This window comes from Maridesulfovibrio sp., assembly GCF_965230075.1.
Classification (GTDB): domain Bacteria; phylum Desulfobacterota; class Desulfovibrionia; order Desulfovibrionales; family Desulfovibrionaceae; genus Maridesulfovibrio.
In genome coordinates this window covers 585,988-612,119 of sequence record NZ_OZ245945.1, presented here as the reverse complement: position 1 = coordinate 612,119, position 26,132 = coordinate 585,988, and the positions used below count along the sequence as shown (strand labels likewise).

Annotated in this window: 23 protein-coding genes; 21 read left to right on the top strand and 2 right to left on the bottom strand. The window is 50.6% G+C overall.

Going from position 1 to position 26,132, the window contains the following annotated elements:
* Window positions 1-38: 38 nt before the first annotated feature.
* From murC to gltX, 20 genes are all read left to right on the top strand, one after another.
* Complete coding sequence (murC, locus tag ACO05Z_RS02740; protein WP_421904158.1) at window positions 39-1,451, top strand: UDP-N-acetylmuramate--L-alanine ligase; 1,413 nt, start codon at window positions 39-41, stop codon at window positions 1,449-1,451.
* 13 nt (window positions 1,452-1,464) lie between these two features.
* Window positions 1,465-2,349 (top strand): UDP-N-acetylmuramate dehydrogenase, encoded by an 885-nt coding sequence (murB, locus tag ACO05Z_RS02735; RefSeq protein WP_421900261.1) that lies wholly within the window; start codon window positions 1,465-1,467, stop codon window positions 2,347-2,349.
* Window positions 2,346-3,200 carry a cell division protein FtsQ/DivIB gene (locus tag ACO05Z_RS02730; protein WP_421900259.1) on the top strand — a complete coding sequence of 285 codons (855 nt, stop codon included), beginning with the start codon at window positions 2,346-2,348 and terminating at the stop codon, window positions 3,198-3,200. The genes murB and ACO05Z_RS02730 overlap by 4 nt, the downstream gene beginning before the upstream one ends.
* Before the next feature lie 53 nt (window positions 3,201-3,253).
* Window positions 3,254-4,483 carry a cell division protein FtsA gene (gene ftsA, locus ACO05Z_RS02725; RefSeq protein WP_421900257.1) on the top strand — a complete coding sequence of 410 codons (1,230 nt, stop codon included), beginning with the start codon at window positions 3,254-3,256 and terminating at the stop codon, window positions 4,481-4,483.
* 122 nt (window positions 4,484-4,605) lie between these two features.
* Window positions 4,606-5,883 carry a cell division protein FtsZ gene (gene ftsZ / locus ACO05Z_RS02720; RefSeq protein ID WP_421904157.1) on the top strand — a complete coding sequence of 426 codons (1,278 nt, stop codon included), beginning with the start codon at window positions 4,606-4,608 and terminating at the stop codon, window positions 5,881-5,883.
* A gap of 80 nt (window positions 5,884-5,963) precedes the next feature.
* Window positions 5,964-7,652 (top strand): radical SAM protein, encoded by a 1,689-nt coding sequence (locus tag ACO05Z_RS02715; RefSeq protein WP_421900255.1) that lies wholly within the window; start codon window positions 5,964-5,966, stop codon window positions 7,650-7,652.
* Between the two features lie 152 nt (window positions 7,653-7,804).
* Window positions 7,805-8,218, top strand: a complete 414-nt coding sequence (locus tag ACO05Z_RS02710) for a DUF2318 domain-containing protein (protein ID WP_421900253.1) — start codon at window positions 7,805-7,807, stop codon at window positions 8,216-8,218.
* Between the two features lie 9 nt (window positions 8,219-8,227).
* A complete protein-coding gene (locus tag ACO05Z_RS02705; RefSeq protein ID WP_421900251.1) occupies window positions 8,228-9,388 on the top strand; it encodes an ABC transporter permease in 1,161 nt (386 codons plus the stop codon).
* 9 nt (window positions 9,389-9,397) lie between these two features.
* On the top strand, window positions 9,398-10,060 hold the full coding sequence (locus tag ACO05Z_RS02700; RefSeq protein ID WP_421900249.1) for an ABC transporter ATP-binding protein: 663 nt from the start codon (window positions 9,398-9,400) through the stop codon (window positions 10,058-10,060).
* A 208-nt stretch (window positions 10,061-10,268) separates the two neighbouring features.
* A complete protein-coding gene (locus ACO05Z_RS02695) occupies window positions 10,269-10,754 on the top strand; it encodes a Spy/CpxP family protein refolding chaperone (protein ID WP_421900247.1) in 486 nt (161 codons plus the stop codon).
* Window positions 10,755-11,093: 339 nt separating this feature from the next.
* On the top strand, window positions 11,094-11,561 hold the full coding sequence (locus tag ACO05Z_RS02690; RefSeq protein WP_421900245.1) for a Spy/CpxP family protein refolding chaperone: 468 nt from the start codon (window positions 11,094-11,096) through the stop codon (window positions 11,559-11,561).
* Between the two features lie 147 nt (window positions 11,562-11,708).
* Entirely contained in the window at window positions 11,709-12,557 is an 849-nt protein-coding gene (locus ACO05Z_RS02685; RefSeq protein ID WP_421900243.1) for a DUF4405 domain-containing protein, read from the top strand.
* A gap of 15 nt (window positions 12,558-12,572) precedes the next feature.
* The gene (locus tag ACO05Z_RS02680) at window positions 12,573-14,306 is read left to right on the top strand and encodes a two-component system sensor histidine kinase NtrB (protein ID WP_421900241.1); all 1,734 of its coding nucleotides are present in this window, start codon (window positions 12,573-12,575) and stop codon (window positions 14,304-14,306) included.
* Window positions 14,306-15,715 carry a sigma-54-dependent transcriptional regulator gene (locus tag ACO05Z_RS02675; protein ID WP_421900239.1) on the top strand — a complete coding sequence of 470 codons (1,410 nt, stop codon included), beginning with the start codon at window positions 14,306-14,308 and terminating at the stop codon, window positions 15,713-15,715. The genes ACO05Z_RS02680 and ACO05Z_RS02675 overlap by 1 nt, the downstream gene beginning before the upstream one ends.
* Before the next feature lie 607 nt (window positions 15,716-16,322).
* Window positions 16,323-17,513 (top strand): quaternary amine ABC transporter ATP-binding protein, encoded by a 1,191-nt coding sequence (locus ACO05Z_RS02670; RefSeq protein ID WP_421900237.1) that lies wholly within the window; start codon window positions 16,323-16,325, stop codon window positions 17,511-17,513.
* 1 nt (window position 17,514) lies between these two features.
* Window positions 17,515-18,348 carry an ABC transporter permease gene (locus tag ACO05Z_RS02665; protein WP_421900235.1) on the top strand — a complete coding sequence of 278 codons (834 nt, stop codon included), beginning with the start codon at window positions 17,515-17,517 and terminating at the stop codon, window positions 18,346-18,348.
* A gap of 34 nt (window positions 18,349-18,382) precedes the next feature.
* Entirely contained in the window at window positions 18,383-19,237 is an 855-nt protein-coding gene (locus ACO05Z_RS02660; protein WP_421900233.1) for a glycine betaine ABC transporter substrate-binding protein, read from the top strand.
* Window positions 19,238-19,382: 145 nt separating this feature from the next.
* Complete coding sequence (locus tag ACO05Z_RS02655; protein WP_421900231.1) at window positions 19,383-20,438, top strand: HDOD domain-containing protein; 1,056 nt, start codon at window positions 19,383-19,385, stop codon at window positions 20,436-20,438.
* A gap of 144 nt (window positions 20,439-20,582) precedes the next feature.
* A complete protein-coding gene (locus tag ACO05Z_RS02650) occupies window positions 20,583-20,807 on the top strand; it encodes a NifU family protein (RefSeq protein ID WP_015850557.1) in 225 nt (74 codons plus the stop codon).
* Window positions 20,808-20,930: 123 nt separating this feature from the next.
* Window positions 20,931-22,325, top strand: coding sequence for a glutamate--tRNA ligase (gltX, locus tag ACO05Z_RS02645; RefSeq protein ID WP_421900228.1), 1,395 nt, complete (start codon window positions 20,931-20,933; stop codon window positions 22,323-22,325).
* A gap of 168 nt (window positions 22,326-22,493) precedes the next feature.
* Here the strand turns inward: gltX and ACO05Z_RS02640 are convergent, their stop codons facing one another.
* Both ACO05Z_RS02640 and ACO05Z_RS02635 read right to left on the bottom strand, forming a co-directional pair.
* Entirely contained in the window at window positions 22,494-23,249 is a 756-nt protein-coding gene (locus ACO05Z_RS02640; protein WP_421900226.1) for a substrate-binding periplasmic protein, read from the bottom strand.
* 53 nt (window positions 23,250-23,302) lie between these two features.
* The gene (locus tag ACO05Z_RS02635) at window positions 23,303-23,977 is read right to left on the bottom strand and encodes a substrate-binding periplasmic protein (RefSeq protein WP_421904156.1); all 675 of its coding nucleotides are present in this window, start codon (window positions 23,975-23,977) and stop codon (window positions 23,303-23,305) included.
* A 263-nt stretch (window positions 23,978-24,240) separates the two neighbouring features.
* On the opposite strand from ACO05Z_RS02635, the gene ACO05Z_RS02630 reads away from it, so the two are divergent.
* The gene (locus tag ACO05Z_RS02630; RefSeq protein WP_421900224.1) at window positions 24,241-25,908 is read left to right on the top strand and encodes a gamma-glutamyltransferase family protein; all 1,668 of its coding nucleotides are present in this window, start codon (window positions 24,241-24,243) and stop codon (window positions 25,906-25,908) included.
* Window positions 25,909-26,132 lie beyond the last annotated feature (224 nt).

The following is a 26,132-nucleotide window of genomic DNA, read 5'->3' as shown; positions in this document are numbered from 1 at the left end:
CGAGTGTACCCTTAGTAACGGACACCGCATGTCCCATCATGCGCAGCAGAGTTGGCAACATCCACATGATCGGCATAGGCGGATCAGGCATGAGCGGAATTGCCGAAGTATTGATCAACATGGGCTTCACCGTAACCGGATCTGATCTGGCTGCAGGTGCTCCTGTGAAACGTCTGCTCAAAATGGGCGCACAGGTCTTCATCGGACATGGCGCTGACAATGTTAATGACGCCGATGTAGTGGTCAAATCCACCGCAATTTCCGATGACAACCCGGAACTGGTTAAAGCCCGCGAGCTTGGTATTCCTATCATTCCCAGAGCGGAAATGCTGGCCGAACTAATGCGCCTGCGTACCGGAATCGCTGTTGCCGGGACCCACGGCAAGACTACTACCACCTCTCTGCTGGCCACAATTTTCACTGAAGCCGAACTGGACCCCACAGTCATCATCGGCGGCAGGCTGAACACCTTCGGCAGTAATGCCCGCCTCGGTGACGGACAATTCCTCATTGCCGAAGCGGATGAATCCGACGGTTCATTCCTCTGCCTTGCGCCGATTATCACTGTGGTTACCAACGTAGACAAGGACCACCTTGATTTCTACGGCGGTCAGGAAGCAATTGATGAATCATTCCGTAAATTCATGAACTCCATTCCTTTCTACGGAATGAACGTGGTCTGCGGGGATGATCCGGGTGTGCAGAGACTGCTGCCTTCCATCAAACGCCCCTGCATGACTTACGGTCTGAATGAAGACAACAGACTGCGCGGGGAAATCCTGTCCTGCGAAGTCCGTTCCCTGTTCAGGGTCTACCTTGATGAAGAACTGCTCGGCGAAGTTTCACTGGCCCAGCCCGGTAAACACAATGTGCTCAACGCGCTCGGCGCCATCGGGGTTTCTCTTGAGGCCGGACTCGATCCCAAAGTCATCCTTGCCGGACTGTCCAACTTCATGGGCGTAGGCCGCCGCTTTGAGAAAAAAGGCGAAGCCAAGGGCATCCTCGTGGTGGATGATTACGGTCACCATCCCGCAGAGATTCAGGCCACCATTGAAACCGCCAAGTCCTGTTTTCCGCAGCGCAGACTGGTTGTGGCATTCCAGCCTCACAGGTTCACCCGCACCGAGGCCCTGTTCGGTGAATTCTGCAAAACCTTTGAAAAGGCCGATGAACTGCTGCTGACAGAAATCTACCCCGCGTCAGAAGATCCCATTCCGGGAGTAAACGGAATGTCACTGGCGCAGGGAATCAGACAGGTCAGCGATACCAAGGTCCGCTTTTACCCGGACTTTGAAATGATGCAGAACGAACTGCCCAATATCCTCAAGCCCGGTGACCTGTTCATCACTCAGGGTGCGGGATCAATTTACACCGTAGGTGAAAAGTTTTTGAAATATCTGGAAGAGGACGGCGAAAAAGTCCTTAAGCCGGAAGAAATAACAGCTTTGTAAGGAAAAGATCTATATGACACTGGAATTGCTTCATAACCCGGGCATGGCTCAGCTCACTTCCCTAGGCATTGGCGGAAACGCCCGTGTCCTGGCCAAGGTGCGCGATGAAGCCGGGCTGGACGAACTTTCCCGCTTTGTTGAGCGCGAAGGTTCCGATCTGCTTGCCATCGGTGAAGGAAGCAACATGCTCGCCGGGGATGGGGACCTGAACCTCGCCCTTGTGCAGGTGGCCTGCGAACACAAAGCCAAAGCCCAAATTTGCGAAACGGCTTCCGGCACCAACGTGTTGGTTCCCGCTGACATGCGCCTTCCCGGCCTGCTTTCAGTGCTCATTAAAAACAGCCTTTCCGGCATGGAAGGGCTGGCCGGAATTCCCGGTTCTGTCGGCGGCTCCATCGCCATGAATGCCGGATCATACGGAACCGACATGCAGGCTTCCGTTAAACGTGTCCGGCTATGGACTCCTTCCAAAGGACTTTTCTGGAAGGACACATCAGAACTGCAATGGGGATACCGTCACTTTTCCACTAGTAGCGACGAGTTCTTTCTGGTCTGGGAAGTTGAATTCGAACTTTCCAAATCCTCAGAAGAAGAAGTTCGAGCAAAGATCAAAGAAACTTTTGAAAAGAAAAAAGCCACCCAGCCGGTCACAGCCAAGACAGCAGGGTGCGTTTTCAAGAATCCGGAAGGATATAGTGCGGGCAAGCTGCTCGACGAGGCCGGGTTCAGAGGCAGAAACCTCGGCGGCATGGGCTTTTCCGAGATGCACGCAAACTTCCTTGAGAACAAGGGAGGCGGTACCGCAGCTCAGGCACTGGAACTCATGGCGCAGGCAACGGAAGCCGTGGCTGAAAAGTTCGGCGTCACTTTAAAGCCGGAGGTCATAATACTGTCATGAGCGTAGCAGGACTGAACAAAAGCAGGCTGAACCTTTCCAAATCAGGAAAGAAGCGGGCCAGCCGCAACAAGACCAAGAAACGCAAGAATCCTTCGCAGCCTATTGGTGGTATTTTTACCGCCCTACTGCGCAAGCTCTGCATTTCAGGGGCCTGCCTGCTGATACTGGCTATTCTGGGCATAAGCTGTCTTGCGGGTTACCGCTGGGTTACTGCCCTGCCCTACTTTGCACTGCAGGATATCAAGGTCAGCGGCAACCACCGTCTGAGCTACGGTGAAATCCTGAACATTGCTGACGTAAACCTGAACAAGAACAGCCTTGCGGTAAACATCAGCGAAGTGGAAAACAAGCTCAGCGATAACCTCTGGATCGAATCTGCTGCGGTAAGAAGGCAACTGCCAGCCAAGATGCAGATCCATGTGCGCGAGAAGAAACCCCGCTTCATGGTCCGCCACAATGACGCTCTTTATTACTGCGACAGCAAGGGCGAACTGATTGCCCCGGTAGCTCCGGGTAAATTCAGTTCCCTGCCCTTTCTGAATATTGAATCTGAAGCCATGGATAAGGCAGCCATTCTGCCCGAATTCATGAACATGCTCAGCAGACGGGAACTGCCCTTTGATCCGGGCCAGATTGCATGGATCGATATCAAGGGCGGCAACCGCATGGAAATTTTTATGGACAGGCTCGGCCTCACGGTGCTGCTGGGTCTGGACAACTGGCAAGAACAGCTTTCACACCTGAACACAGTATGGAACGACCTCAAACACAGGGGAGAGTTCAGGGACGTAGCAGTCATTTCAACCGGGAAAAACAGGGTCTGGGTTGAAAAACGCAGTCCCGGGAAATGATTGCCTCAATCGGCAATACCCCGAATTTACAAGGATGATGAGGAGAAAAAATTATGTCCAAGACTGATCTGATCGTCGGCCTCGATGTCGGCACCACCAAGATCTGCGCAGTTGTAGGAGAACCTACTGCGGACGGAGTCGACATTGTCGGCATCGGCACAGCCCCGTCCACCGGACTGCGCAAAGGCGTGGTGGTCAACATTGAGCAGACAGTGCAGTCCATCAAGAAAGCACTTGAAGAGGCTGAACTCATGGCCGGCTGCGAAATCCGCTCCGTATACGCGGGCATCGCAGGCAGCCACATCAAAGGTTTCAACAGCCACGGCGTCATCGCTGTTAAAGGCGGCGAGGTAACCCAGAAAGATGTAGACAGGGTTATCGATGCAGCCAAAGCCGTAGCCATTCCGCTGGACAGGGAAGTGATCCACACCCTGCCTCAGGAATACATTGTTGACGATCAGCGCGGCATTGCCGATCCGCTGGGTATGGCCGGTGTGCGCCTTGAGGTGAAGGTTCACATCGTTACCGGCGCGGTTACCTCCGCACAGAACATCATTCGTTCCTGCCACCGTTCAGGACTGGACGTTTCCGACATCGTTCTTGAATCACTGGCTTCCAGCAAGGCCGTTCTTTCCGAAGAGGAAAGGGAGATCGGCGTTGCCATCGTGGATATCGGGGGTGGTACCACTGATTTGGCAATTTTCGCCAATGATTCAATTAAACATACTTCTGTTATTGCCCTTGGCGGTAACAACCTGACTAACGACATAGCATTCGGGCTGAGAACGCCCATGGGGTCTGCGGAACAGATCAAGGTTAAATACGGAACCGCGCTTACCGATCTGGTCACTACTGATGAGACCATTGACGTGCCTTCCGTAGGCGGCCGCGATCACCGCAAAATGTCCAAAAGGGTACTGGCTGAAATCTGCGAACCGCGCTGTGAGGAAATCCTGTCACTGGTTGATCAGGAACTGGTCCGCAGCGGGTACAAGAACATGATCGCAGCAGGTGTTGTGCTTACCGGTGGAACATCCCTTGTGGACGGAATGCAGGAACTGGCGGAACAGATTTTCGATCTGCCGGTCCGCATCGGCTATCCCGCAGGCGTGGGAGGCTTGAAGGATGTTGTCAACAGTCCCAAATTCGCCACAGCAGTGGGACTGCTCATGTACGGCGCGGAAAAAGAAGGCGGCTCCGAGCAGGTCTTCAGAATCCGTGACGAAAATGTTTTCAACCGCATTCTGGGCAGGATGCGCAAATGGTTCACTGACATCGCATAGATAGTATGCGTCGCCATTGAAGGTAGGCGAGAATTAGTGAACTGAAGGCATGGAGTTCTTTTCCGACCCCGATCACGGAAAAGTAAACAGCAAAAGTTTAACAGGGGAATCTAAAAATGATGATGGATTACATGGAAATTGAAAACGACGGTCAGGCTAGAATCAAGGTTATCGGTTGTGGTGGTGGTGGCGGTAACGCTATCAACAACATGATTCAGTCCGCACTCTCGGGTGTGCGCTTCATCGTAGCCAACACCGATGCTCAGGACATCAACAAGTCTCTGGCTGAATACAAAATCCAGCTCGGCGACAAACTGACCAAGGGCCTCGGTGCAGGTGCAAACCCCGAAGTGGGTAAAAACGCAGCGCTCGAATCCATTGACCAGATCCGCGAACTCGTAAGCGACTGCGACATGGTTTTCGTAACCGCTGGTATGGGGGGCGGAACCGGTACCGGTGCTGCTCCGGTTATCGCTGAAGTTGCCAAGGAAGCCGGCGCACTGACCGTTGCCGTTGTAACCAAACCTTTCTATTTCGAAGGCAAGCGCAGACTGCTGCAGGCAGAAAAAGGTATTGAGGAACTCAAGAAGGTGGTTGACTCCATCATCACCATTCCCAACGACCGTCTGCTCCAGCTTGCCGCCAAAAAAGCAGCTTTCTCCGAAATGCTGAAAAAGGCTGACGAAGTCCTCTACTACGGCGTCAAAGGTATTGCTGACCTGATCACCGTTCACGGTCTGATTAACCTTGACTTCGCTGACGTACAGGCTGTTATGTCCAGCTCCGGCCTTGCCCTCATGGGTACCGGTATCGCACGCGGAGAAAACAGAGCACGCGAAGCAGCCATGAAGGCAATCACCAGCCCGCTGCTTGAAGATGTTTCCATTGAAGGCGCAAAAGGCGTACTCATCAACATCACCTGCTCCCCTGACATGACCATTGATGAGGTCAGCGAAGCAGCCAACATCATCTATGAAGAAGCACACGAGGAAGCACAAATATTCTTCGGTACTGTCTTCGACGCTGAAGTAGGCGATGAAATGCGCATCACCGTTATTGCTACTGGCATCGACAGCGCAGTTGAACAGGCTGTAACCCCGCCTGTTGAACAGCAGTCCTTCGGTCAGCCCCAGCGCCCCAACCTCACTCCCAGAGGCATGGCTCCTAAAAAACAGGAAACCACCAACGTTCATCAGATGGGCAGCTCCCACGCAGAAGAAGACCGCTCCATCCCCGCTTACCTGCGCCACACCGCAAGCAAGCCCACTGAAGCGGCCGGACACAACGAGCCTGTACAGCTCAAGCCCAAACAGGCTGCCAACTCCGGTGGAGAAGAATTCATCTTCCACGATGACGATGACTTCGAAGTTCCGACCTTCATTCGCAAGCAGGCTGACTAGTTAATTAAATATCAGTCATACTTGCGATGAATATAAACCGGAAACAGTACGGACCAATCGGTCCGCACCGGGAATAACCCATGTCCGTAACTGAGGAATTCTTCTATTACGGAAAGGAAGAACCCTCGCCTGAGGAAACAGGAGGCCGTCTGCCCACGGCTCTTGTCTTCCCCGGACGTAAGGGGTCTGCACTCTCAACCTTAGGTTGGCAGGCTGTCTATCGTCTGCTGGCTCCGGACGCGGAGCTTGCGGTGGAAAGATTCTTCCTTGGCGAGCCGGGAAAACCGTCTGTTTCCATGGACAGTGATAAAGAACTGTCCGAGTTTCCCCTGATCGGCTTCAGCATCAACTTTGAGGAGGAGTACCTCCATCTGGTCAGGATGCTGAAAGATTCGGGCGTTCCGCCACTGGCAGCGGAACGCCCGGACTTCCCGCTGGTCATGGGCGGAGGTCCGGTGGCCTTCCTCAATCCCGCACCCATCGCGCCATTCTTCGACTTTTTCTGGGTCGGAGAAGCTGAAGCGGGATTGAAGGAACTGTGCCTCGAACTGAAGCAGCATATTTATAACGGGGGAAGCAAAAAAGAATTTCTGGACCTGATCAAGGACCGGGACTTTGTCTACGTTCCCGGCAAGACCAAAGGTCAAGTCCGCAGGGCAGTGCTGCCCCCCGGACCTATTTCAGACGGTCACGGGGTTCCCCTGCTGACCGACCCGGCCTATTCCTGTTTTATCAGCCCGGAAGCCGTCTTCAAGGACATGTTCCTTGTGGAAGTTAACCGCGGCTGTCCTTACGGGTGTAGATTCTGCGCCGCCGGATACATATACCGCCCGCCCCGGCACGCATCCATCGACCAGCTCAAGAAGATAGTAGAACTTGCAGATCCGCCCAAGGTAGGGTTGGTAGGTACTGCCCTTACTGACTGGCCGGACCTGCTTCCATACATTGAATGGCTCAAAAAACGTAAGACCAAATTTTCACTCTCCTCCGTACGAGCTGACGGGCTGACCGAGGAGTTGCTTGATATCCTGCGCGCTGCCGGAGTCCGCACCGTTACCCTTGCCTTGGAGGGAGCCAGCAGAAAACTACGCGATGCTGCCAGCAAAAACCTCGAAGAGGAAGACTTTCTGCGCGCCGTTGAACTTTGCGCCGCCAAAGGGGTCAACCACTTGCGGGTGTACGTAATTGTGGGCTGGCCCGGTGAGACAGATGAGGACTACGACGAGTTGGCCCGCATGCTTGAAAAGATGGATGAGGCCCGCAAACGCGGTCAGGGCAAAAAGAAAAAGCAGTTCATGCGCATCACCTTCGGAGCCAGTTGTCTTGTCCCCAAGCCGTGGACCCCACTGCAATGGGCGGCCATGCCTTCTGAAAAAGAACTCAAGGCCGTGCTTTCCAAGGTCAAAGGCCTTACCAAAAAATACAAAGGCATCGCCTTTTCCGGAGACAACCCTTTTCAAGCCCGCTTGCAAGGCATGCTTTCCCGTGGCGATGAATCACTTGCGGAATTTATCAGCTACGCTGCAGAAAACGGAGGCTGGAAAAAAGCAGCTAAATTCTACAAAGGCAACCCTGAGCGTTTTGTAGATGAAGAGCTGGACAAGGATTCCCCTCTACCTTGGGACTTCATTGATACCGGAGTAAAAAAATCCTACCTCTGGCGCGAATGGCAACGATTCCAAAAAGCCGAGAAGACCCCGGTCTGCCCGCCGGACGGTTGTGCTGAATGCAAGAGCTGCGGCATGCACCAATGGCTTGAAGAAATTTAATCCCTGATTGCACTTTTGTGCAATCAGGTTGCACAAAATCCCCTACCTCCTCCTCAAAACATACTGATCAAAACTACTACCTACTGAAATAACTCTCCTTGTACGACAATTGCATACTATTGCGGTATAGAATTTTAAAGGAGTGTTTTTTCATGAAAAAAATGATTTTACTTTTGGCTTTTCTGCTGCTGCCGAGCAACGGAATTGCAGGAATGGAGATCGGTTCGCAGGAACTGAGCATACCCATCAATGAAGTCAATGACGGTCAGGCCCACTACTATTCAATTGATCTGGATGGAAAGGAAATCAGATTCTTTGTGGTCCGCAGCAAGGACGGAATCATCCGGGCCGCCTTTGATGCCTGCGATGTCTGCTACCGTTCTAAAAAAGGATATTCCCAGCAGGGCGACTTCATGGTCTGCAACAATTGCGGCATGCGCTTCCATTCCACGCGCATCAATGTGGTCAAAGGCGGCTGCAACCCTTCCCCGCTGGAAAGAAAGACGGCAGGTGATAAGCTGATAATTTCTCTGGATGCGGTCCGCTCCGGAGCCATATACTTCTAAGGAGCGCACATGAATCTTTTTACCATCCCCCTGCGCAACCTAGGTCGCCGCCCTTTGCGCACCATACTGCTTTGTACGGTATTCACCGTAGGAGTTATGTCAGTGGTGTCAATCCAACTCCTGTCCACGGTTGTGGGCAACAGCCTTGAAGAAAAAATGAGTAAATTCGGAGCCAATATCCTAATCACCCCGAAAACCGAATCACTCTCCGTAAGCTACGGCGGGCTGGACCTTGGCAATGTGGCCTACGGTTCCCATGAACTGCAGGGGACTCCGGTATTAAAAGCTGTTCGCAATATTGAGCTCAAAGAAAGACTCAGTGCCGTGGCTCCCAAGTTCGCTGCTATTTCAAAAGTCAAAGGGCAGCAGGTTGCGGTGGTCGGGGTCAGCATGGCGGATGAATTGAACATCAAGACCCACTGGTATCCGCTGGGCCGCTTTCCTGAAAATCAGCAGGAAGTAGTTATCGGTTTCAACGCTGCCACTAAACTGGGCATAACCCTCGGCAACTCACTTGAAATAGAAGGCAACAGCCTTCTCACAGCAGGCATCCTCGACCCTACCGGAACCGAAGACGACAATGTAATCTTTATGGATATAGACCTGCTGCGCAATAGTGTGGGCAGGCCCGGTGCAGTGCATTTTATTGAAGTTGCCGCCCTATGTGCCGGGTGCCCCATTGATGAAATAGTGCAACAGATCGTTAAGGCTGTTCCGGGTGCTGAAGTCAAAGCATTGCAGCATGTTGTTAAGCAACGCATGTCCGCCATCGGCTTTGTGAACCAGATGGCTTGGACTGTAAGCGGAGTAATCCTGCTTACCGCCTGCTTTATGATCGGCCTATCAATCTTCTCAGCTGTTAATGAGCGCAAAACCGAAATCGGACTCATGCGTTCGCTGGGCTTTTCCACTGGATCAGTCTTTTCCATCTTCTGCCTTGAAGCATTGCTCATGGGCTGCATTTCAGGGATTTTCGGTTATCTGGGCGGATATTTTGCCAGCGGGGAAATCCTTAAGAACCTAAATATGGGCGAAGCTGAGATAGCCTTTGATCCCTTGGCCTTCACGATAACTTTTCTGGCCGTTTCAGGACTGGCTGTGCTTTCTGCAACCATTCCATCACTCCGCGCCACCCGCGTTGATCCATCAAGAACCCTTGTCTCCTTGTAAGGACTTATCATGCTTAAAACAGAATCAATCAGCCATAGTTACGGTGAAGGGTCCGCTGCGGTAACAGTTCTGGACAATGTATCAATCAATATTCCTGAAGGAGGATTCACTTCAATTATTGGGCGCTCCGGTTCCGGTAAGTCTACCCTGCTCAGCGTTATCTCCAGCCTGCTCCGTCCTGAACAGGGTGCGGTTTATTTCAAAGGAAGTGAAATTACGGGGCTGCCCGGTTTTGAAATCGATAGGCTGCGCAAGGAAGAATTCTCCATAATCTTCCAATCCCACCACCTGCTGCCTTACCTGACCGCCCATGAAAATGTACTACTCCCATTTCTGGACCGTCTGGCCCCGGCAAACGCAGAATTAATGCAACGCGGACGGGACTGCCTTGAGCGGATAGGACTTGCGGGCAAGGAGAACCGCCTTCCCGGCCAGCTCTCAGGTGGTGAACAACAGCGGGTTGCCATTGCAAGGGCGCTGGTAAAATCCCCATCCATACTCTTTGCAGATGAACCATGCGGCAGTCTGGACAAAGCAACGGGCAATGAGATCATGGAAATCCTCCAAAACCTCAATCAGGAAGGGCTGACCATAGCCATGGTTACACATGACCGGGGCCACGCAAGTATGGCCAAGGACACGATTTTACTGGAAGACGGCAAAACTATTTAGAAACATTAATTTTTCTAAGTGCAAATTAACATTATATCTGCACAAGTTGTGCATGTATGCGCAGTACTTTGCATAAGCATTTTTAGACCACTTCAGTAGGAAACACACCTTTAATTCAAACAACTTAAACAGTTATCAATTTTGGCACGGGCCGTGCTCTAGGTGGATTACGAGATAGCAAAGATTCATCCAACTCAAGGAGAGAACTATGAAAAAGAAAATCGTGATTCCCGTAGTAGCAATCATGGTCATGACCATAGCCGGCACAGCGATGGCGCGTGGCGGATACCAGAAAGGTGACCGCGACGGATATTGTAACGGCCCCCGCCAAATCTTCGAGCAACTGACTCCTGAAAAGCAACAGGAAATAAAAGCCATCTTCCAGAAACATGAAGATGAATTCCAGACCATCAAAACCCAGATGTGGGCCAAGCGCACCGAGCTGAACGCACTGGTCGATTCCGGTAAGGCCGATCAGAAAACCATCAGCAAGCTGGTCAATGAAATGGTCAACCTGAGAACCAAGGGTTACAACCTTCGCAAGCAGGTTAATGAAGAAATCGAAACAGCAACTGGGATTGAAATGCCCGTGCGCGGATTCGGCGGTGGCCCCGGCGGTCGCTGCTTTGATAACGACAGTCCCCGCAAAGGGCATAGACATAACAATGATTACAGAGGGTGCTGGAACTCCTAAGCTAGATAAATAATCCCAAGATTCCCCTGCATATAGACAGAACACTCCATTCATCCCCCCTGTATAAAAGAGGCCCTCTCCCCGGGCCTCTTTTTTTGTTCTCATGAAAGACCACTAATGCTTGCGCCTCGCATCCGGCAATTTCCAGCCTCGTTGGTTTCTGCAGTGAGTATGCACTTCTTGTGCAACCACCTGCACAAAACATTTGCACTTGTCTTCAACGCCGACCTTGCACAACTCAGACAACTGTCTGATTTTAAACAATTTTAAGCTTTGGCACGGCACGTGCTTTATGAAGAATTGAGAGGGCAACAACTTTTAACCGCATCAGGAGATCATATGAAGAGAAAAACTCTGATTCCGATGATCGTCGTGCTGGTTCTGGCAGTAGCATCTGTCGCCATGGCACGTAACGGTTACCGGAATGCCGGTTACCACAACGGTAACTGGGCTGCATATGAGCAGCTGACACCTGAAAAGCAACAGCAGGTGCAGGAAATCATAAAAAAATATGAATCCACATTTCAGACCCTGAAAAGCGAACAGTGGGCAAAACACACTGAACTCAAAGCTCTGGTGGATTCCGGCAAAGCCGACAAAGATACCATCCATGCTCTGGTAAAAGAACTTTCCGCTGTACGTGACAAGCTTTATGCCGAGCACAAGAAAATGGCAGAAGAAATAGAAAAGGAAACCGGCCTGACCTTCCCGCCCATGGGGCAGGGAATGGGTAAAGGAGGCAGAGGCTGCGGAAACTATCGGCAGGGTGACTGTCCCGCTGGAGGATGCCCGGGCCAAGGTTCCTAAAACCCTTTAAATAACGTTCATCTACACTTAATTACAGGAAAACGGGTAAAAAGGAGGACTATGTGGTCCTCCTTTTTTTATTAAATTAACTTCCATATGCAGGACTCTTTAAGCTATTAATATCAGAGCAGATTAAAGGAGCGTAGTATGTTCAGAAAAATCACTTCCCTGACCAGTTTCTTTTCTTTTATCGTTCTGATCATTACCAGCGTTGTCCTGTATATTGTCCCGCAAGGCCGGGTGGCTTATTGGGCGGACTGGACCCTGCTCGGGCTGAGCAAAGAGCAATGGAACGATATACACATCTGCACCGGGGTACTTTTCATCATTATCTCCATCCTGCACATCTGGCTGAACTGGAAACCAATCCTCGCTTACCTGAAAAAGAAAGCCGGGGAAGCAAACTTCACTTCACCAGCATTTTTCATCAGCCTGATTATCACACTTTTCGTAACTTTCGGCGCCTTGGCAGGATTGCCGCCCATGAAACAGGTTCTGAGATTCAGTCAGGATTTTAAGGCCATGGGAGAAGCAAAGTTCGGTATTCCTCCATATGGCCACGCTGAACTCAGTCCACTTCAAATATTTTGTAAACGCTTAGGCCTTGATCTCGAACAGGCTGTTACTTCAATCAAAAAAGAAGGCATTGAGCTCGAATCCACAAAAAAAACCATCAAATCAATTGCCGACAAAGCAGGCCTGACTCCTAAGGAAATTCATGAAATTATTCTCAAAGATCAACCGGATAAAAAAAAATCCCTTAAAAAAACACCCGCTACGCCCAATAATGAAGTACAATCCCACTCCCCCGGAGCAGGGATAGGACGTATGAGCCTCGAAGAGTATTGCGCTAAATTTAATCTTAACCTCGATACAGCACTAAATATTTTGCGCGAAAAAGGCGTGGTTGTTGACAAAGACACCCCCATAAAGGAAATTGCAAAATCACTGGGGCTTAGCTCTCCGCGTGCCATCGGTGAACTGCTCAATCCTTAAACAGAACCAGATTAAATGGAATTAAGCTCACAAAAATCACATAAACTGCCCCTTGCCCTGGCGCTGCTGGCCCTGATCCTGCTTGGAGCCGGAAGTTTGTACCTCACATGGCACAACCTGCGGCAGATGCACCAGACTGTATTTGAACACATGCTGCTTTCCGCCCGCTCCATTGCCCGCGGGCTGGACATCCAGCTGGTGGAAGGGGCACGCCGCATGCGCTCTCCGGGAATGCATAACAGACGTATGCCACAAGAACTGATCCCGGATGCACGGGAGTTGTTCAAGGAAATGGTTGCCGAGGGAGACCTGCTCTACATCGCGCTGTACGGCCCGGACCGTAAACCGCTGCTGGTGGTGGAACAGAACGAAGACGGCAGCCCTGTTTACTCGCCGCCTCAGGGATTATTTAATATGATCACCAAAATGCGGGAATCCAGCACCCCGGTGATGATTAAAGGAAAAGCCGCCCTGCTTTACGGCACTGTGGGACAGCCCGTGCTTCAACGTCTATACGGCCATAAAAGACGCGGCTTCATGCCTCCGCCGGACCGGGAGACTTACCTCCTTCTTGGCTTAAGTGCGGAAAAACACCTACGCCAGTTCAACCAATACCGGAGGGCCGCGCTGCTGCAGACCGGATACATATTTTTGGCCGGACTGGTTCTCTGGCTGCTGGCAGTGGCCTATTTCCAGCGCCGCGAGGAAGGCAAGAAGCTAACCCGCATGGAACGGTTCCAAGCCAACCTTCTGGACAATATGCCGGACGGCTTGCTGACCCTTTCCCCGCAGGGAGGTATCCTTTCGGCCAACGGTTCTGCGCACAAACTGTTGCAAAGCCCACAAAATGAAGTTCTGGTGGGTAAAAACTGGAATGACTTTACTTACGAATCCCTGCAGGATTTCAAGCGCGACAACGTAGTCTGGGAACACGTTCGGCTGGGCGGTAAAAACCTTGAACTTATTTTCTTCCCCTACTTTGAAAGCCGCAAGGAAGAACGGACCATGATCATCATCCGGGACCGCACCGATATTGCCGGACTGGAAGAGGACCTTTACGAAGCACGCCGACTGGCTTCCATCGGCTCCCTTGCAGCCGGTGTAGCCCACGAAATCCGCAACCCCTTGAGCTCTCTGCGCGGATTCGCCCAGCTCTTTGCGGACAAATTCAAGGATGAGCAACCCTACGGAACGTACGCTACAACCATGCTCACCGAAGCGGACCGTTTGAACAGGGTTGTAACCGACCTGCTCTACCTGTCCAAACCCCATGAGTTGAATCCCGAAATTATGGACCTGCGCGAACTCTGCGACTCAATGCAGACCCTCATGGGATTTGACCTTGAACACAAAGGCACCAGCCTACAGACCGAACTGAATGCAGAACAGGTCTATGCCGACCCGGACGGAATCAAACAGGTCTTGCTCAACCTGCTGGTCAACAGCCTTGATGCCGTACCCGATACAAACGGCAAAATATCCATTATTGCCGAGGGAGCTGAACACGGCGTCTGGATCAGCGTCTGCGACAATGGCCCGGGTATGCCCGATGATATCCGTAAACACGCCCTAGAACCGTTTTTCACCGACAAGCCCAAAGGAACAGGTTTGGGACTTGCCATAGTTAATACAATCATGCGCGGCCACAATGGCCGGGTTACCATTTCCGCACAGGATATCCCCGGCCCGCTGGACGGGACCTGCGTAATGCTGTTTTTCCCGGCACCGCGTGATGAAGGATCAGAATAATGAATACTACAGGAAAAAACGTACTCATAGTTGATGACGAGCCGTCGCTGCGCCTGCTCATCCGAGCAGTACTGGAAAGTGATGGCTGGAATGTACATGAGGCCCAGTCCGGCGAACAAGCTCTTGAGATGCTCCCCGGCCTGACCTTGAACGCGGCCCTGATCGACATGCGCATGGAAGGTATCGACGGCATGGCCCTGCTCAAGGAGCTGAATACCATTATGCCCGGTCTGCCGGTAATCATGCTTACCGCATACGGCAATGTAAACTCCGCAGTTGTCGCCATGAAACAAGGAGCTTTCGACTATCTGACCAAACCGGCTGACAACGAAGAACTCAAGGCAGTCATGACCAAAGCCCTTGATTACTCCCGGCTGGTTGATGAAAACGAAAAGCTCAAATCCGCTGCCGGAGCTACCGAACAGATGATCGGCAGCTCACAAGGCATGCTCCACGTAAAGGATCTCATTGAGCAGGCCGGACCTTCCGAAGCCACCATCCTTGTACTTGGAGAGTCCGGCACCGGTAAGGAACTTGTTGCAGAAGGATTGCACCGGGCCAGCCAGCGAGCGGATAAGCCGCTGATCAAGGTCAACTGTGCGGCTCTTCCGGCGGACCTGCTGGAAAGTGAACTTTTCGGATACGTGAAAGGAGCCTTCACCGGTGCCAATGCCAACAAGCCCGGACGATTTCAGCTTGCTACCGGAGGGACCCTCTTCCTTGATGAGATCGGAGAAATGGAGCAGGTGCTTCAAGCCAAGATTCTGCGTGCCCTGCAGGAAAAAGTAGTCGAGCCGCTAGGCAGTGTTTCCCCTGTGGAGACCGATGTTCGTATTATAGCTGCCACCAACCGTGACCTGAAAAAGGAAGTGGAAAAAGGAAATTTCCGTGAGGACCTCTACTACCGTTTGAGCGTTCTTGAAATCCGTATTCCCCCGCTTCGGGAGCGAGTTGGCGACCTGCCTTCACTGGTGGCTTACCTGCTGGAAAAACTGGGCCGCAAGAACAACAAAAAAGTGCGCTCGGTCAGCCCCTCTTTTCTGGATGTGCTCAGCCGTTATGACTGGCCCGGTAATGTCCGCGAACTGGAAAACGTGCTTGAGCGGGCCATCATCTTGAGCCGCAGCGAAGTGCTGGGACCGGAACTACTGCCTCCGCAAGTGAAGACCCCCACTCCCAAGCAGGCAACAACTGAACAAGCTGCACCAGCACAGACTCCTCTGCAAGAGCAGCAATCGGCCCCGGCTCCAGCAACAGGAACCCCCACCCTTGATGATGCGGAACGCCAAGCCCTGATAGCCGCTCTTGAGGCCAACCAGCATCATCGTGAAAGAACAGCTGAAGCTCTCGGTATCAGCCGCAGGACTTTACAATACAAACTGAAAAAATACGGTCTGACCCGCAGATAATAATCAGGTTCTATAACTTCTTTAAGCCCGGAATATTAATTTCCGGGCTTTTTTTATAAATTTTAGCAATTAGCCATGATTAGCCCCATTCTCACGCCTTTAGCCCCGGCAATATATTCTTAGCTCAGCTCAACTTGCTTTCATTGCTGAATGAGCCTGAAAGCCATACCTTTCGACTAAAAATCAATCTTATTTGACATAGCCCTATATTTTATCTACCCTTATAATTCGAGCTTCATAAATTTTGAACTCGAACAAAAGACGGCTAAGCCTATTTTAACGCAGCCGTAACATTCGGCAGAAGTGAGTTTTTACTTCATCCAAAAGCAGCTAATACAAACTGCACCTCATCAAAGTAAAAACCATACTTTTCAAAAACAACATCAAACACAACTACAACACACGCACACTGCATAAAAAAATGCATTCCAAACAAAATTACTACATGAAACCGACCGGCACGCCCGTTCAGGAAATCAACCCCAATTCCGCCCCGGAAAAAATCCCCCTCCTCCCTTCTTCTCTCTCTATCCCAGCTTCCAATTAATTTTTTACTGTCCTCCCATGGTCGGAGGCGCAGTGTTTAGTTTTACTTAACGGAGAAGACATGGAAAAAATCAGAGTCGAAAACCTCTATAAAATCTTTGGCAACACCCCGAAGAAAATCATCCCTATGCTTGAGCAGGGTGCCACCAAAGATGAAATTATGGAAAAAACAAAACACGGTGTAGGCGTTAACAACGCTTCATTCAGTGTTGATGAGGGTGAAATTGTTGTGGTCATGGGTCTTTCCGGAAGTGGAAAGTCCACCCTTGTCCGCTGCATCAACAGGCTAATCGACCCCACCGGGGGAAAAATCTTCATTGATGGGGAAGACATCACCACCCTGAGCAAGAGCAAACTGCGCAAAGTGCGTTTGGAAAAACTGGGCATGGTTTTCCAGAACTTCGCCCTCTTCCCGCACCGCACTGTCCTTAAAAACACTGAATACGGATTGGAAATAGCCGACACCGACTCCGCAACCCGCAAGCAAAAGGCCATGGAAGCCCTTGAACTGGTGGGACTCGGCGGCTGGGAAGACTCCTATCCGGACCAGCTTTCCGGCGGCATGCGCCAAAGGGTCGGCCTTGCCCGCGCACTGGCCCTCGACCCGGACATCCTGCTTATGGATGAAGCTTTCAGCGCCCTCGACCCGCTCATCCGCCGCGACATGCAGGACGAACTCATCAACCTGCAGGAGCGCATGCACAAGACTATCGTCTTCATCAGCCACGACCTTGACGAAGCACTCAAGCTCGGCGACCGCATTGTGCTCATGAAAGACGGTGCCATTGTACAGGTCGGCACACCGGAGGAAATCCTCACCGAACCTGCCACAGATTACGTACGCCGCTTTGTGGAAGACGTTGATATTACCAAAGTACTTACTGCCGAATCAGTCATGAAAAAGACCGAAGCCGTGGCCTACGCCAAAACCGACGGCCCCCGGGCTTCCCTGCGCAAGATGCGCAAAAACAACATCTCAAGCCTCTTTGTCCTCAACGAACAACACAAACTCATCGGTGTAATCAGCGCCTCAGACTGCGCTAAGCTCGTTGAAGAGGGAGGCAAAGACATTAAAGCTATTATGCGGACCGAATATATGTCCGTACCTCTGGATGCTCCGGCCCAAGAGCTTTTCAATATCATGCAGGACCGGATCACTCCCCTGCCTGTTATTGATGAAAATGAAAAACTGAAAGGTGTTGTTGTTCGTGGTGCGTTGATCGGAGCCCTTGCTGAAAGAGGAGGCAACTAGAATGAATGTCCCACGTATTCCCGTCGGGGAAGTAATTGAAACGTCGATTGATTTTCTGGTGGAACATTTTTCTTTCGCCACCAAAGCCTTCTCGGCTGTGCTTGAAGCTGGATTGGATGTAGTTGAAGGAGCCATGAGGACCTGCCCGCCGTGGCTGTTTATCGCCATTGTGGCAGCTATCACCCTGCGACTGACCAAGAGCAAAAGGACAACCATATTTTCCATCGCCGGACTGCTGCTGATCTGGAATATGGGTTTGTGGAAAGCCACGGTCAGCACCATCGCGCTGGTTATTGTTTCAACCTTGCTGGCACTGATGTTCGGAATCCCCATCGGTATTCTGGCAGCCATGAACAAGCATGTGAACAAAGTGGTCATGCCGGTACTGGATGTAATGCAGACCATGCCCGCTTTTGTCTACCTGATCCCGGCCATTCCTTTCTTCGGTCTGGGCAAGGTAGCAGCCATATTCTCAACAATTATCTTTGCCATGCCACCATCCATCAGGCTGACCTGCCTTGGAATCAAGCAGGTCCCCGAAGAATTGGTGGAGTGTGCCGAAGCATTCGGCTCCAACCGCTGGCAGAGACTTTTTAAACTCGAACTCCCCATTGCCACCCCGACTATTATGGCCGGGGTAAACCAGACCGTCATGTTGGCTCTGTCCATGGTTGTTATCGCGGCCATGATCGGTGCCAAGGGGCTTGGCGGTGAAGTCTGGAAAGCAATCCAGAGATTACAGATGGGTAAGGGATTCGAGGCAGGTATAGGAATCGTCATCGTGGCCATGATCATGGACCGCGTACTTCAAAACATCGGGTCCGGCAAAAAATAGCCGGGACCGAAACATACTTAATCAGGAGACTACAATGAAAAAGGTGCTTACTTTAATTCTCGCGGCCCTGCTTGTTGCGGCCTTTGCTGTCCCCTCTTTTGCCGGAGACAAAAAAAAGGTCAAACTGGCATACGTTGAATGGGATTGCGCAACCGCAACCACCAACGTACTCAAAGCTGTTATTGAAGAACGCATGGGCTACGAATGCGAAATCATCCCTGTTGCAGCTGCAGCCATGTGGCAGGCAGTTGGAACCGGCGATGTGGATGGTCTGGCAACCGCATGGCTGCCCGTTACCCACGCCGACTACCTGAAACGTGTGCAGGATAAAGTCGTTGATCTCGGCCCCGTCGTATCCGGTGCTAAGATCGGTTGGGCAGTTCCTTCATACGTGACTGTGGATTCCATTGCCGACCTCAATAAATATGCTGACAAATTTGATGATAAAGTTATCGGTATCGACCCCGGTGCAGGCTTGATGAGACTTTCCGAGGAAGCTATTGAAAAATATGACCTCGACAAATTCGAACTCATGGAAGGCTCCGGTGCCACCATGACCGCTGCTCTGGCTAACGCCATCAAGAACAACGAATGGATCATCGTCACCGCATGGTCCCCGCACTGGATGTTCGGCCGCTGGGACCTCAAATACCTCAAAGATCCTAAAAAGGTTCTCGGCGAATCCGAAACCATCAACACCATCGTTCGCAAAGGCCTCGATAAAGACATGCCTGACGTATACGCTTTCCTCGACAAGTTCGCATGGAAAGATGCAAACCAGCTCCAGATGGTAATGGCTTGGAATCAGGAGAAAGGAACTGATCCTTATGACAACGCCAAGCGTTTCATCAAAGAGAACAAGGCTCAGGTTGATTCCTGGCTGAAATAAGCAAGAAGGCTGAAACCAGACTTTTAAGCCCCGGCAGGTTCCTATCTGCCGGGGCTTATTATTTTCTGAGCAGAAAGCTTTCCCTCAAACTTCTTTTAATATATTATAAAATTAAGAAATTCAGAGAAATCCAAGGCGGTTGACCATGACTGAACATATCCCCATCCCCGAAGAAATCACGCAAATGGCTACTGCGCTGATGGAGGACCGCTTTATTCACACAGACCGTGATAAGCCGGTTCAAAGCACTCTATTCGAACTAGGTGTTAAACATGTGGCAATAGACCTTCTTGAAAACCCTGAACTTTATAAAGAACTTCCGGAATTGCCCATGCCCAAGGCAAAGTTCGATCCGGTAGACCCGATATCGCTCATGCGTACCGAGGTCAAACTACCTTCCCTGCCGCAGGTCTTTATTGAAATGCGTCAGGTCATTAACGATCCGGCAAGTTCTGCATCCGATCTGGCAAAAGTAATTTCTCGAGACACAGCCCTATCAGCTTTTCTGCTGCGCATGGTCAACAGCGCATTTTACAGCTTCCCTGCGCAGATTGATACCATTTCAAGGGCAGTGGCGGTAGTTGGAACCAACCAGCTCTCAACTCTTGCCATGGGTACCTCGGTCATGGATATGTTCAAAGGGCTGCCTGCGGACATAATCGACCTTGAACTCTTCTGGCGACACAGCTTTGCCTGCGGAATCATTGCCAGCCAATTGTCCAAGACATTTAAGCAAGGCAGCCCGGAAAAGTGCTTCGTGGCCGGCCTGCTGCATGATGTCGGCCGCCCAGTAATGATGATGACCCTGCCGGACAGGGCCGTTGCAGCGACTGCTATATCACGCAACAAAAAAGCTCTTATGTTCAAGGCCGAGCGGGTGGTTACCGGATTTGACCATGCTGAGCTTGGCGGCATGCTGCTGCGCAAGTGGAACCTGCCATTTTCACTCGTCAACGCCGTACTCAATCACCATAATCCTTCCAAGGCCTCTAAGTCCCCGGAAGCACTTTATGTCTATTTTGCCAACGTCATCGCCAAGGCCATGGGCATAGGAGGAAGCGGTGATTTCTTCATCCGCAATGTGAATAATGAAAGATGGGAAAAGCACGGACTGACTCCTGATAAATTACGGGAGCTTGATATTGAACTCACTCCGGTTTTAAATGATGCTTTTTCCATATTAAAAGACATGGCTGCATAGAATTATCCTCTGGAAATACAGATACTTCTACATACATTCATTGGAGAACGTATTGTACTAAAGCAATAAGAACGAGTACTCACGGGTTTGACAAGGACGTTTAAAGACAGTACTTGAGCGGGCATACCAAACGGAGGATTTACCATGCACGATAAAGTCGAAGCCGCTCTTGACAAGGTCAGACCCCTTCTTCAGGCTGACGGCGGTAACGTAGAACTCGTAGAGGTAACTGACAAAGGCATCGCCAAAGTGCGTTTGCAGGGAGCCTGTAAGGGCTGTCCCATGTCCCAGATCACCTTGAGGAACGCCATCGAGCGCACCCTGCTCAAGGAAATTCCCGAGCTCAAAGGCGTAGAGCCTGCTGAATAAAATTTCCCCGGCCGGAGCCTGCTCCGGCCGGTCGGCAATAAATTCAAGAACTAAATAGGTTCAGCAAATAAAACCGCCCTACGAGGGCGGATTTTTTACGTTATATTTCAGGAGAACACTATCATGGCTAAAACCGTAACCAGATTTGCGCCCAGTCCTACCGGGCACCTGCACATCGGCGGCGCACGCACCGCACTTTTCGCATGGCTTCTTGCCAAACACGACGGCGGGGAATTTGTCCTGCGCATCGAAGATACCGACCGCGAACGTTCCAAGCAGGAATACACCGATGCCATTCTCGATTCCATGAAATGGCTGGGCATGGACTGGAACGACGATCCTGTCTACCAGAGTGACCGTTTCGACCTCTACAACAGCTACATTGACCAGCTGCTGGACGAAGGCAAAGCTTACTGGTGCGACTGTACTCCCGAACAGGTTGACGCCATGCGCGAAAAGGCCATGAAGGAAAAGCGCAAGCCCAAGTATGACGGTTCCTGCCGTGAAAAGAATCTCGGCCCCGGCGAGAACAGGGTCGTACGTTTCAAGGCTCCCCTTGAAGGCCGCACAAATTTCACTGACATGATCAAAGGCCCCATCAGCGTTGAAAATGCTGAGATGGATGACATGATCCTGCGCCGTTCTGACGGCTCCCCGACCTACAACCTCGCAGTTGTAGTGGATGACCACACCATGGGCGTCACCAGCGTCCTGCGCGGTGATGACCACGTCAACAACACCCCGCGCCAGATCCTGCTTTACCAAGCTCTTGGCTGGGATGTACCCAAGTTCGGCCACGTTCCCATGATCCTCGGCCCGGACAAGAAAAAGCTTTCCAAGCGCCACGGTGCCCTTTCCGTTATGGAATACGAAAAAATGGGCTACCTGCCCGAAGCAGTGGTTAACTACCTCGTGCGCCTCGGCTGGTCCCACGGCGATCAGGAAATCTTCTCCCGTGAAGAACTGATCGAACTTTTCGACACCGACCATCTCGGCAACTCCCCGTCCGTTTTCGACACCAAGAAACTGGACTGGGTAAACAGCGAATATATCAAAGCCAAAGCACCGGCTGAACTGATTCCCGGCATGCGCTCTTTCCTGCCCGAAGGCATGGAAGCTGAAGATGCATACCTTGAAAAGATCATTCCCCTGCTCCAGCCCCGCTCCACTAACTACAAGGAAATGGCCGACATGTGCGATTTCTTCCTCGTGGACAGTGCAGCACTGGAATATGATGAAAAAGCAGTTGCAAAAGTATTCAAGCCCGAAGCAGTGGAAATCCTCAAGGAACTGACCGCCCGCATCGAAGCTGACGAAGAATACAGCCACGATTCCCTTGAAGCTGTCTGCAAAGGCTTTCTTGAAGAGAAAGAACTCAAGTTCAAAGCCATTGGACAGCCTGTTCGTCTCGCTCTCTGCGGACGCACACAGTCCCCCGGCGGCCTCTACGATCTCATGCACGTGCTCGGCAAAGATGAAACCATTGCCCGCATGAATCACGCTGCCTCTTTGGTTTAATTAAAACACTTTGCCACCGGCGGCTTAAACCCTTTGAAAAGGGTTCAAGAATCCCAAACTTTTTTAATATGGCTTCGCCGCTCTGTAAGGCACAGCTAAAAATAAATCCTAAAAAAAAAGCTCCGTACATCTTGGTATGTACGGAGCTTTTTTATGACTTACAGAAAATCACTTCGCCTGATCCGGCGGGAAATATTTATCAATAATTCTCAACCATTCCCCTTCAGCTTTCAGTTCGTCCAGAGCCGCCTGCCACTTACTGACCACCTCGTCAGGGACAGTGGAAGAAAATGCTATGTAAGCGGACGAAGTAAAAATTACCGGGCCTACCTGTTCAAAATCGCTCATGCCAAGCTCAGGTATTCCATCCAAAAACAGGCCGATAGTTCGATCCCCCATGGGGACAAGATCAACCCTTTCCCGCTGGACCTTAAAAAAATCCGACCGCTGAGAGGTACTTACTTCTAAATTTTTAAACCCCATACCGACAAGTTTCTGGTGAAAAAGATCATCCCTTGTGACTCCAATCTTGCCGACCTTTTTCGCATCATCGATCCTGCCCAGCCGAATCCAATTTCCTTTCTTTTTATAAAAATATATATCGGTCAAAAATACTGGGCCGACAAACTTAAACAGTTTTTTCCTTTCCTCATTCATCGCCATGGGAAAAAGAACATCACCACGGTTTCTTTTTAATTTTTTATAAGCTCTGGCCCAAGGGTAAAAATTGATCTTAACTGGATTTTCGCCAAGCTTATCTTCAATCATCCTGAACAACTCAACAAAAAAACCGGCCGGTTTGCCATTTTCAAGAAAACTATACGGAGGATAATGTTCGGCCATTACATAAAGACCGGAAGCGCGGGCAGGAACCTGAGAAACAAAAATGAAAGCAACAATAATAAAAGCAAGCAATATTCTCATAATACAACTGTAAGTCATTTCATTAGTTAAGACAAACAATCCTCAAAATTGGATTAATCCACTGAATCAGGAGGGAAGTATTTATCTACAATCTCCAACCATTCCCCTTCTTTTTTCAACTGCTCAAGGGCTCTCTGCCACTTCCGCACAATTTCGTCAGGAGTATCTATACTAAAGGCGATGTAGTTGGAGGTAAAAAAGACAGGAGGACCGACCCGCTCAAGCATATTAAAATCGAGTTCAGGATTCCGTTCAAAAAAATAAGAAATAACCTTCCGCCCCATAGGCACAAGATCGACACGATCCCGGAGAAGCTTCATAAAATCAAATTTTGGGGAGGCGCTGAAATCGAGATTTGTATACCCCATACTGGCTAGATTCTGGTGAAAAACATCATATCTAGTCACCGCTATCTTGCCGACCTTTTTGGCATCATCAAAATTCTTCAGTTCAATATTGCTGCCCTTCTTTCGGTAAAAATAAATGTCATCCCAAAAAACAGGCCCTACAAATTTAAACATTGTCGAGCGTTCAGTAGTCATGCACATGGGAAAAAGAACATCTCCTTCTCCTGCCTGCAATTTCTTATATCCCCGTGCCCAAGGATAAAATTTCACCTCACTGCACTCCCCGTCCAGCTTCTCCTGAATCCTGTGAACCAAATCTATAAAAAGCCCCTTAGGCTTACCATCCTGTAGGTAGCTATATGGCGGGTACTCCTCAGCCATTAGCTTTAAAGCAGACGCATAAGTATCAACGGAACGGCAAAGGAGACAAAATGTCAAAACAATAACACGTAAAAATGTCAACATTCTGCAACAATAGCCATAAAAGCAAAACAAAAGCAATCAGACAGACAATGAAGCGGGTGCAGTTATTCTCCGACACACGTCGCGAGTAAACACCCACATCAAACTGTATACTATTGCATTTTACCTACGATTGCTTCTAACATTGCATCAAAGAGAAACAATGCAACCGGAGCAACCAAATGTCCGCTTTTGAAATTCCCACACACCATCTCCCGGCATTCACCTTTAATTCACGCCGTTCCCCGGTATATGCCACCAAGGGTATGGTTGCTTCCAGCCAGCCGCTGGCCACTGAAGCAGGACTGGAAATTCTTCGTAAAGGAGGCAATGCCGCTGATGCTGCCATAGCAGTTGCCGCAGCCCTTGCTGTGGTTGAGCCGTGTAGCACCGGACTGGGCGGTGATGCATTTGCCCTCTATTATGCTGCGGACAAAAAAAATGTATTTGCCCTAAACGGTTCCGGTAAATCCGCAGAGGATATTTCCCTAGAGAAAGTCACCGCAATGGGGATTTCTGGAGAACTATCCCTGCGCCATGCCATGACTGTCAACGTCCCCGGTGCGCTGGCACTCTGGGTCGATCTGGTGGAACAGCATGGGGCCCTTGACCTTGCGACTATTCTTACTCCGGCCATTCGTTACGCAATGCAGGGTTTTCCGGTCAGCCCGGTAACCGCACAACTTTGGGAAGAGGGAGCCAAGATACTGAGTAACAGCCCCGGCGGCGAACAATTACTTTTGAGCGGAAAAGCTCCCCGCTGCGGTGAAATCATGCTCAATCGCAATCTGGGGCTGACCCTTGCCCGTCTGGCGGACTGTTCGCCCGCCAAAGCAAAAGAACTTTTCTATACTGGTGACATAGCGGAAAGAATAGTCAAAGTTGTCCGCAACAACGGCGGTTTTCTATCCATAGAAGACATGGCTGCGCATTCAAGCCTGTTTCAGAAATCCATCAGCGTAAATTACCGAGGATATGAAATTCACGAATGCCCGCCCAACGGACAGGGTTTAGCAGCCCTGCTGGCCCTGAACACTCTCGCGGATATCGATGTAACAGGGCTTGGCGCGCCTGATTCACCGGAACGGTTGCACCATCTTATCGAAGCCATGCGGCTGGCCTTTGCTGATGCACGGTTGCATGTAGCTGATCCACAGCACTATTCAATACCGCTGGAGAAACTCCTCTCACCGTCCTACGGAGCAAAACGGGCTGCCCAGATTTTCCCGGATCGGGCCAAGTTGGACAATACCAGCGGAGTCCCGGTCAATTCATCTGATACTGTATACTTCTGCGTTGTGGACAAGGACGGTAACGGCTGTTCTATGGTCAATTCCAATTACCTAGGATTCGGAACCGGGATAGTCCCGGAAGGGCTTGGTTTTTCCCTGCAAAACCGGGGACACAACTTTTCTCTCGATCCAAACCATCCCAACGTAATTGCCGGAGGCAAGCGCAGCTACCACACCATCATCCCCGGCATCTGCCTGCGCAAAGACAAATCCCTGCACTCTACTTTCGGGGTCATGGGCGGGTTTATGCAGCCGCAAGGTCATTTGCAGGTAATCTCAGCCATGCTTGATGACGGGGCTGACCCACAAGAAGCCCTGAACAGGTTGCGTTTCTGCATTGAACCGGGGGAAGCTGGCGGCAGGGTTTGTCTGGAAGAAGGCCTTGCCAGCGAAAGTGTAAAAAAACTATTTGCCATGGGGCACGACCTTGAAATGCGCAGTGGTTATAAGCGCACTCTTTTCGGACGGGGACAAATTATAGTGCGAGATGCGGACAAGGGTACACTCTGCGGAGGATGCGATCCCCGATCTGACGGACATGCATCCGGACTGTGTTAAAGACCCCAGACAACACTCAAGGCAATCAACACAACTCTAACTTTTGATTCCACAATCAATTTACACAATACATTGTTCAGCGTATACAATAATATTTTTTCCAACATTCAAGAGCATTAAATAATTGTAAAGCGTAAAAATTCTCCAATCTGGATTTTTTATTCATTCTATACTATACCCCTCTCATAATCCATTGATCTACACATTACACATCCGCTAGATTA

Bases quoted from the DNA above. Each gene is read 5' to 3' on its own strand.
- ACO05Z_RS02715 (WP_421900255.1), top strand. From the start codon at position 5,964: ATGTCCGTAACTGAGGAATTCTTCTATTACGGAAAGGAAGAACCCTCG.
- ACO05Z_RS02650 (WP_015850557.1), top strand. From the start codon at position 20,583: ATGCACGATAAAGTCGAAGCCGCTCTTGACAAGGTCAGACCCCTTCTT.
- ACO05Z_RS02640 (WP_421900226.1), bottom strand. From the start codon at position 23,249: ATGAGAATATTGCTTGCTTTTATTATTGTTGCTTTCATTTTTGTTTCT.
- ACO05Z_RS02665 (WP_421900235.1), top strand. From the start codon at position 17,515: ATGAATGTCCCACGTATTCCCGTCGGGGAAGTAATTGAAACGTCGATT.
- ACO05Z_RS02700 (WP_421900249.1), top strand. From the start codon at position 9,398: ATGCTTAAAACAGAATCAATCAGCCATAGTTACGGTGAAGGGTCCGCT.
- ACO05Z_RS02730 (WP_421900259.1), top strand. From the start codon at position 2,346: ATGAGCGTAGCAGGACTGAACAAAAGCAGGCTGAACCTTTCCAAATCA.
- ACO05Z_RS02660 (WP_421900233.1), top strand. From the start codon at position 18,383: ATGAAAAAGGTGCTTACTTTAATTCTCGCGGCCCTGCTTGTTGCGGCC.
- murC (WP_421904158.1), top strand. From the start codon at position 39: ATGCGCAGCAGAGTTGGCAACATCCACATGATCGGCATAGGCGGATCA.
- ACO05Z_RS02695 (WP_421900247.1), top strand. From the start codon at position 10,269: ATGAAAAAGAAAATCGTGATTCCCGTAGTAGCAATCATGGTCATGACC.
- ACO05Z_RS02635 (WP_421904156.1), bottom strand. From the start codon at position 23,977: ATGGCTGAGGAGTACCCGCCATATAGCTACCTACAGGATGGTAAGCCT.
- ACO05Z_RS02630 (WP_421900224.1), top strand. From the start codon at position 24,241: ATGTCCGCTTTTGAAATTCCCACACACCATCTCCCGGCATTCACCTTT.
- murB (WP_421900261.1), top strand. From the start codon at position 1,465: ATGACACTGGAATTGCTTCATAACCCGGGCATGGCTCAGCTCACTTCC.
- ACO05Z_RS02705 (WP_421900251.1), top strand. From the start codon at position 8,228: ATGAATCTTTTTACCATCCCCCTGCGCAACCTAGGTCGCCGCCCTTTG.
- ACO05Z_RS02655 (WP_421900231.1), top strand. From the start codon at position 19,383: ATGACTGAACATATCCCCATCCCCGAAGAAATCACGCAAATGGCTACT.
- ACO05Z_RS02680 (WP_421900241.1), top strand. From the start codon at position 12,573: ATGGAATTAAGCTCACAAAAATCACATAAACTGCCCCTTGCCCTGGCG.
- ACO05Z_RS02675 (WP_421900239.1), top strand. From the start codon at position 14,306: ATGAATACTACAGGAAAAAACGTACTCATAGTTGATGACGAGCCGTCG.
- ACO05Z_RS02710 (WP_421900253.1), top strand. From the start codon at position 7,805: ATGAAAAAAATGATTTTACTTTTGGCTTTTCTGCTGCTGCCGAGCAAC.
- gltX (WP_421900228.1), top strand. From the start codon at position 20,931: ATGGCTAAAACCGTAACCAGATTTGCGCCCAGTCCTACCGGGCACCTG.
- ftsA (WP_421900257.1), top strand. From the start codon at position 3,254: ATGTCCAAGACTGATCTGATCGTCGGCCTCGATGTCGGCACCACCAAG.
- ACO05Z_RS02670 (WP_421900237.1), top strand. From the start codon at position 16,323: ATGGAAAAAATCAGAGTCGAAAACCTCTATAAAATCTTTGGCAACACC.
- ACO05Z_RS02685 (WP_421900243.1), top strand. From the start codon at position 11,709: ATGTTCAGAAAAATCACTTCCCTGACCAGTTTCTTTTCTTTTATCGTT.
- ACO05Z_RS02690 (WP_421900245.1), top strand. From the start codon at position 11,094: ATGAAGAGAAAAACTCTGATTCCGATGATCGTCGTGCTGGTTCTGGCA.
- ftsZ (WP_421904157.1), top strand. From the start codon at position 4,606: ATGGATTACATGGAAATTGAAAACGACGGTCAGGCTAGAATCAAGGTT.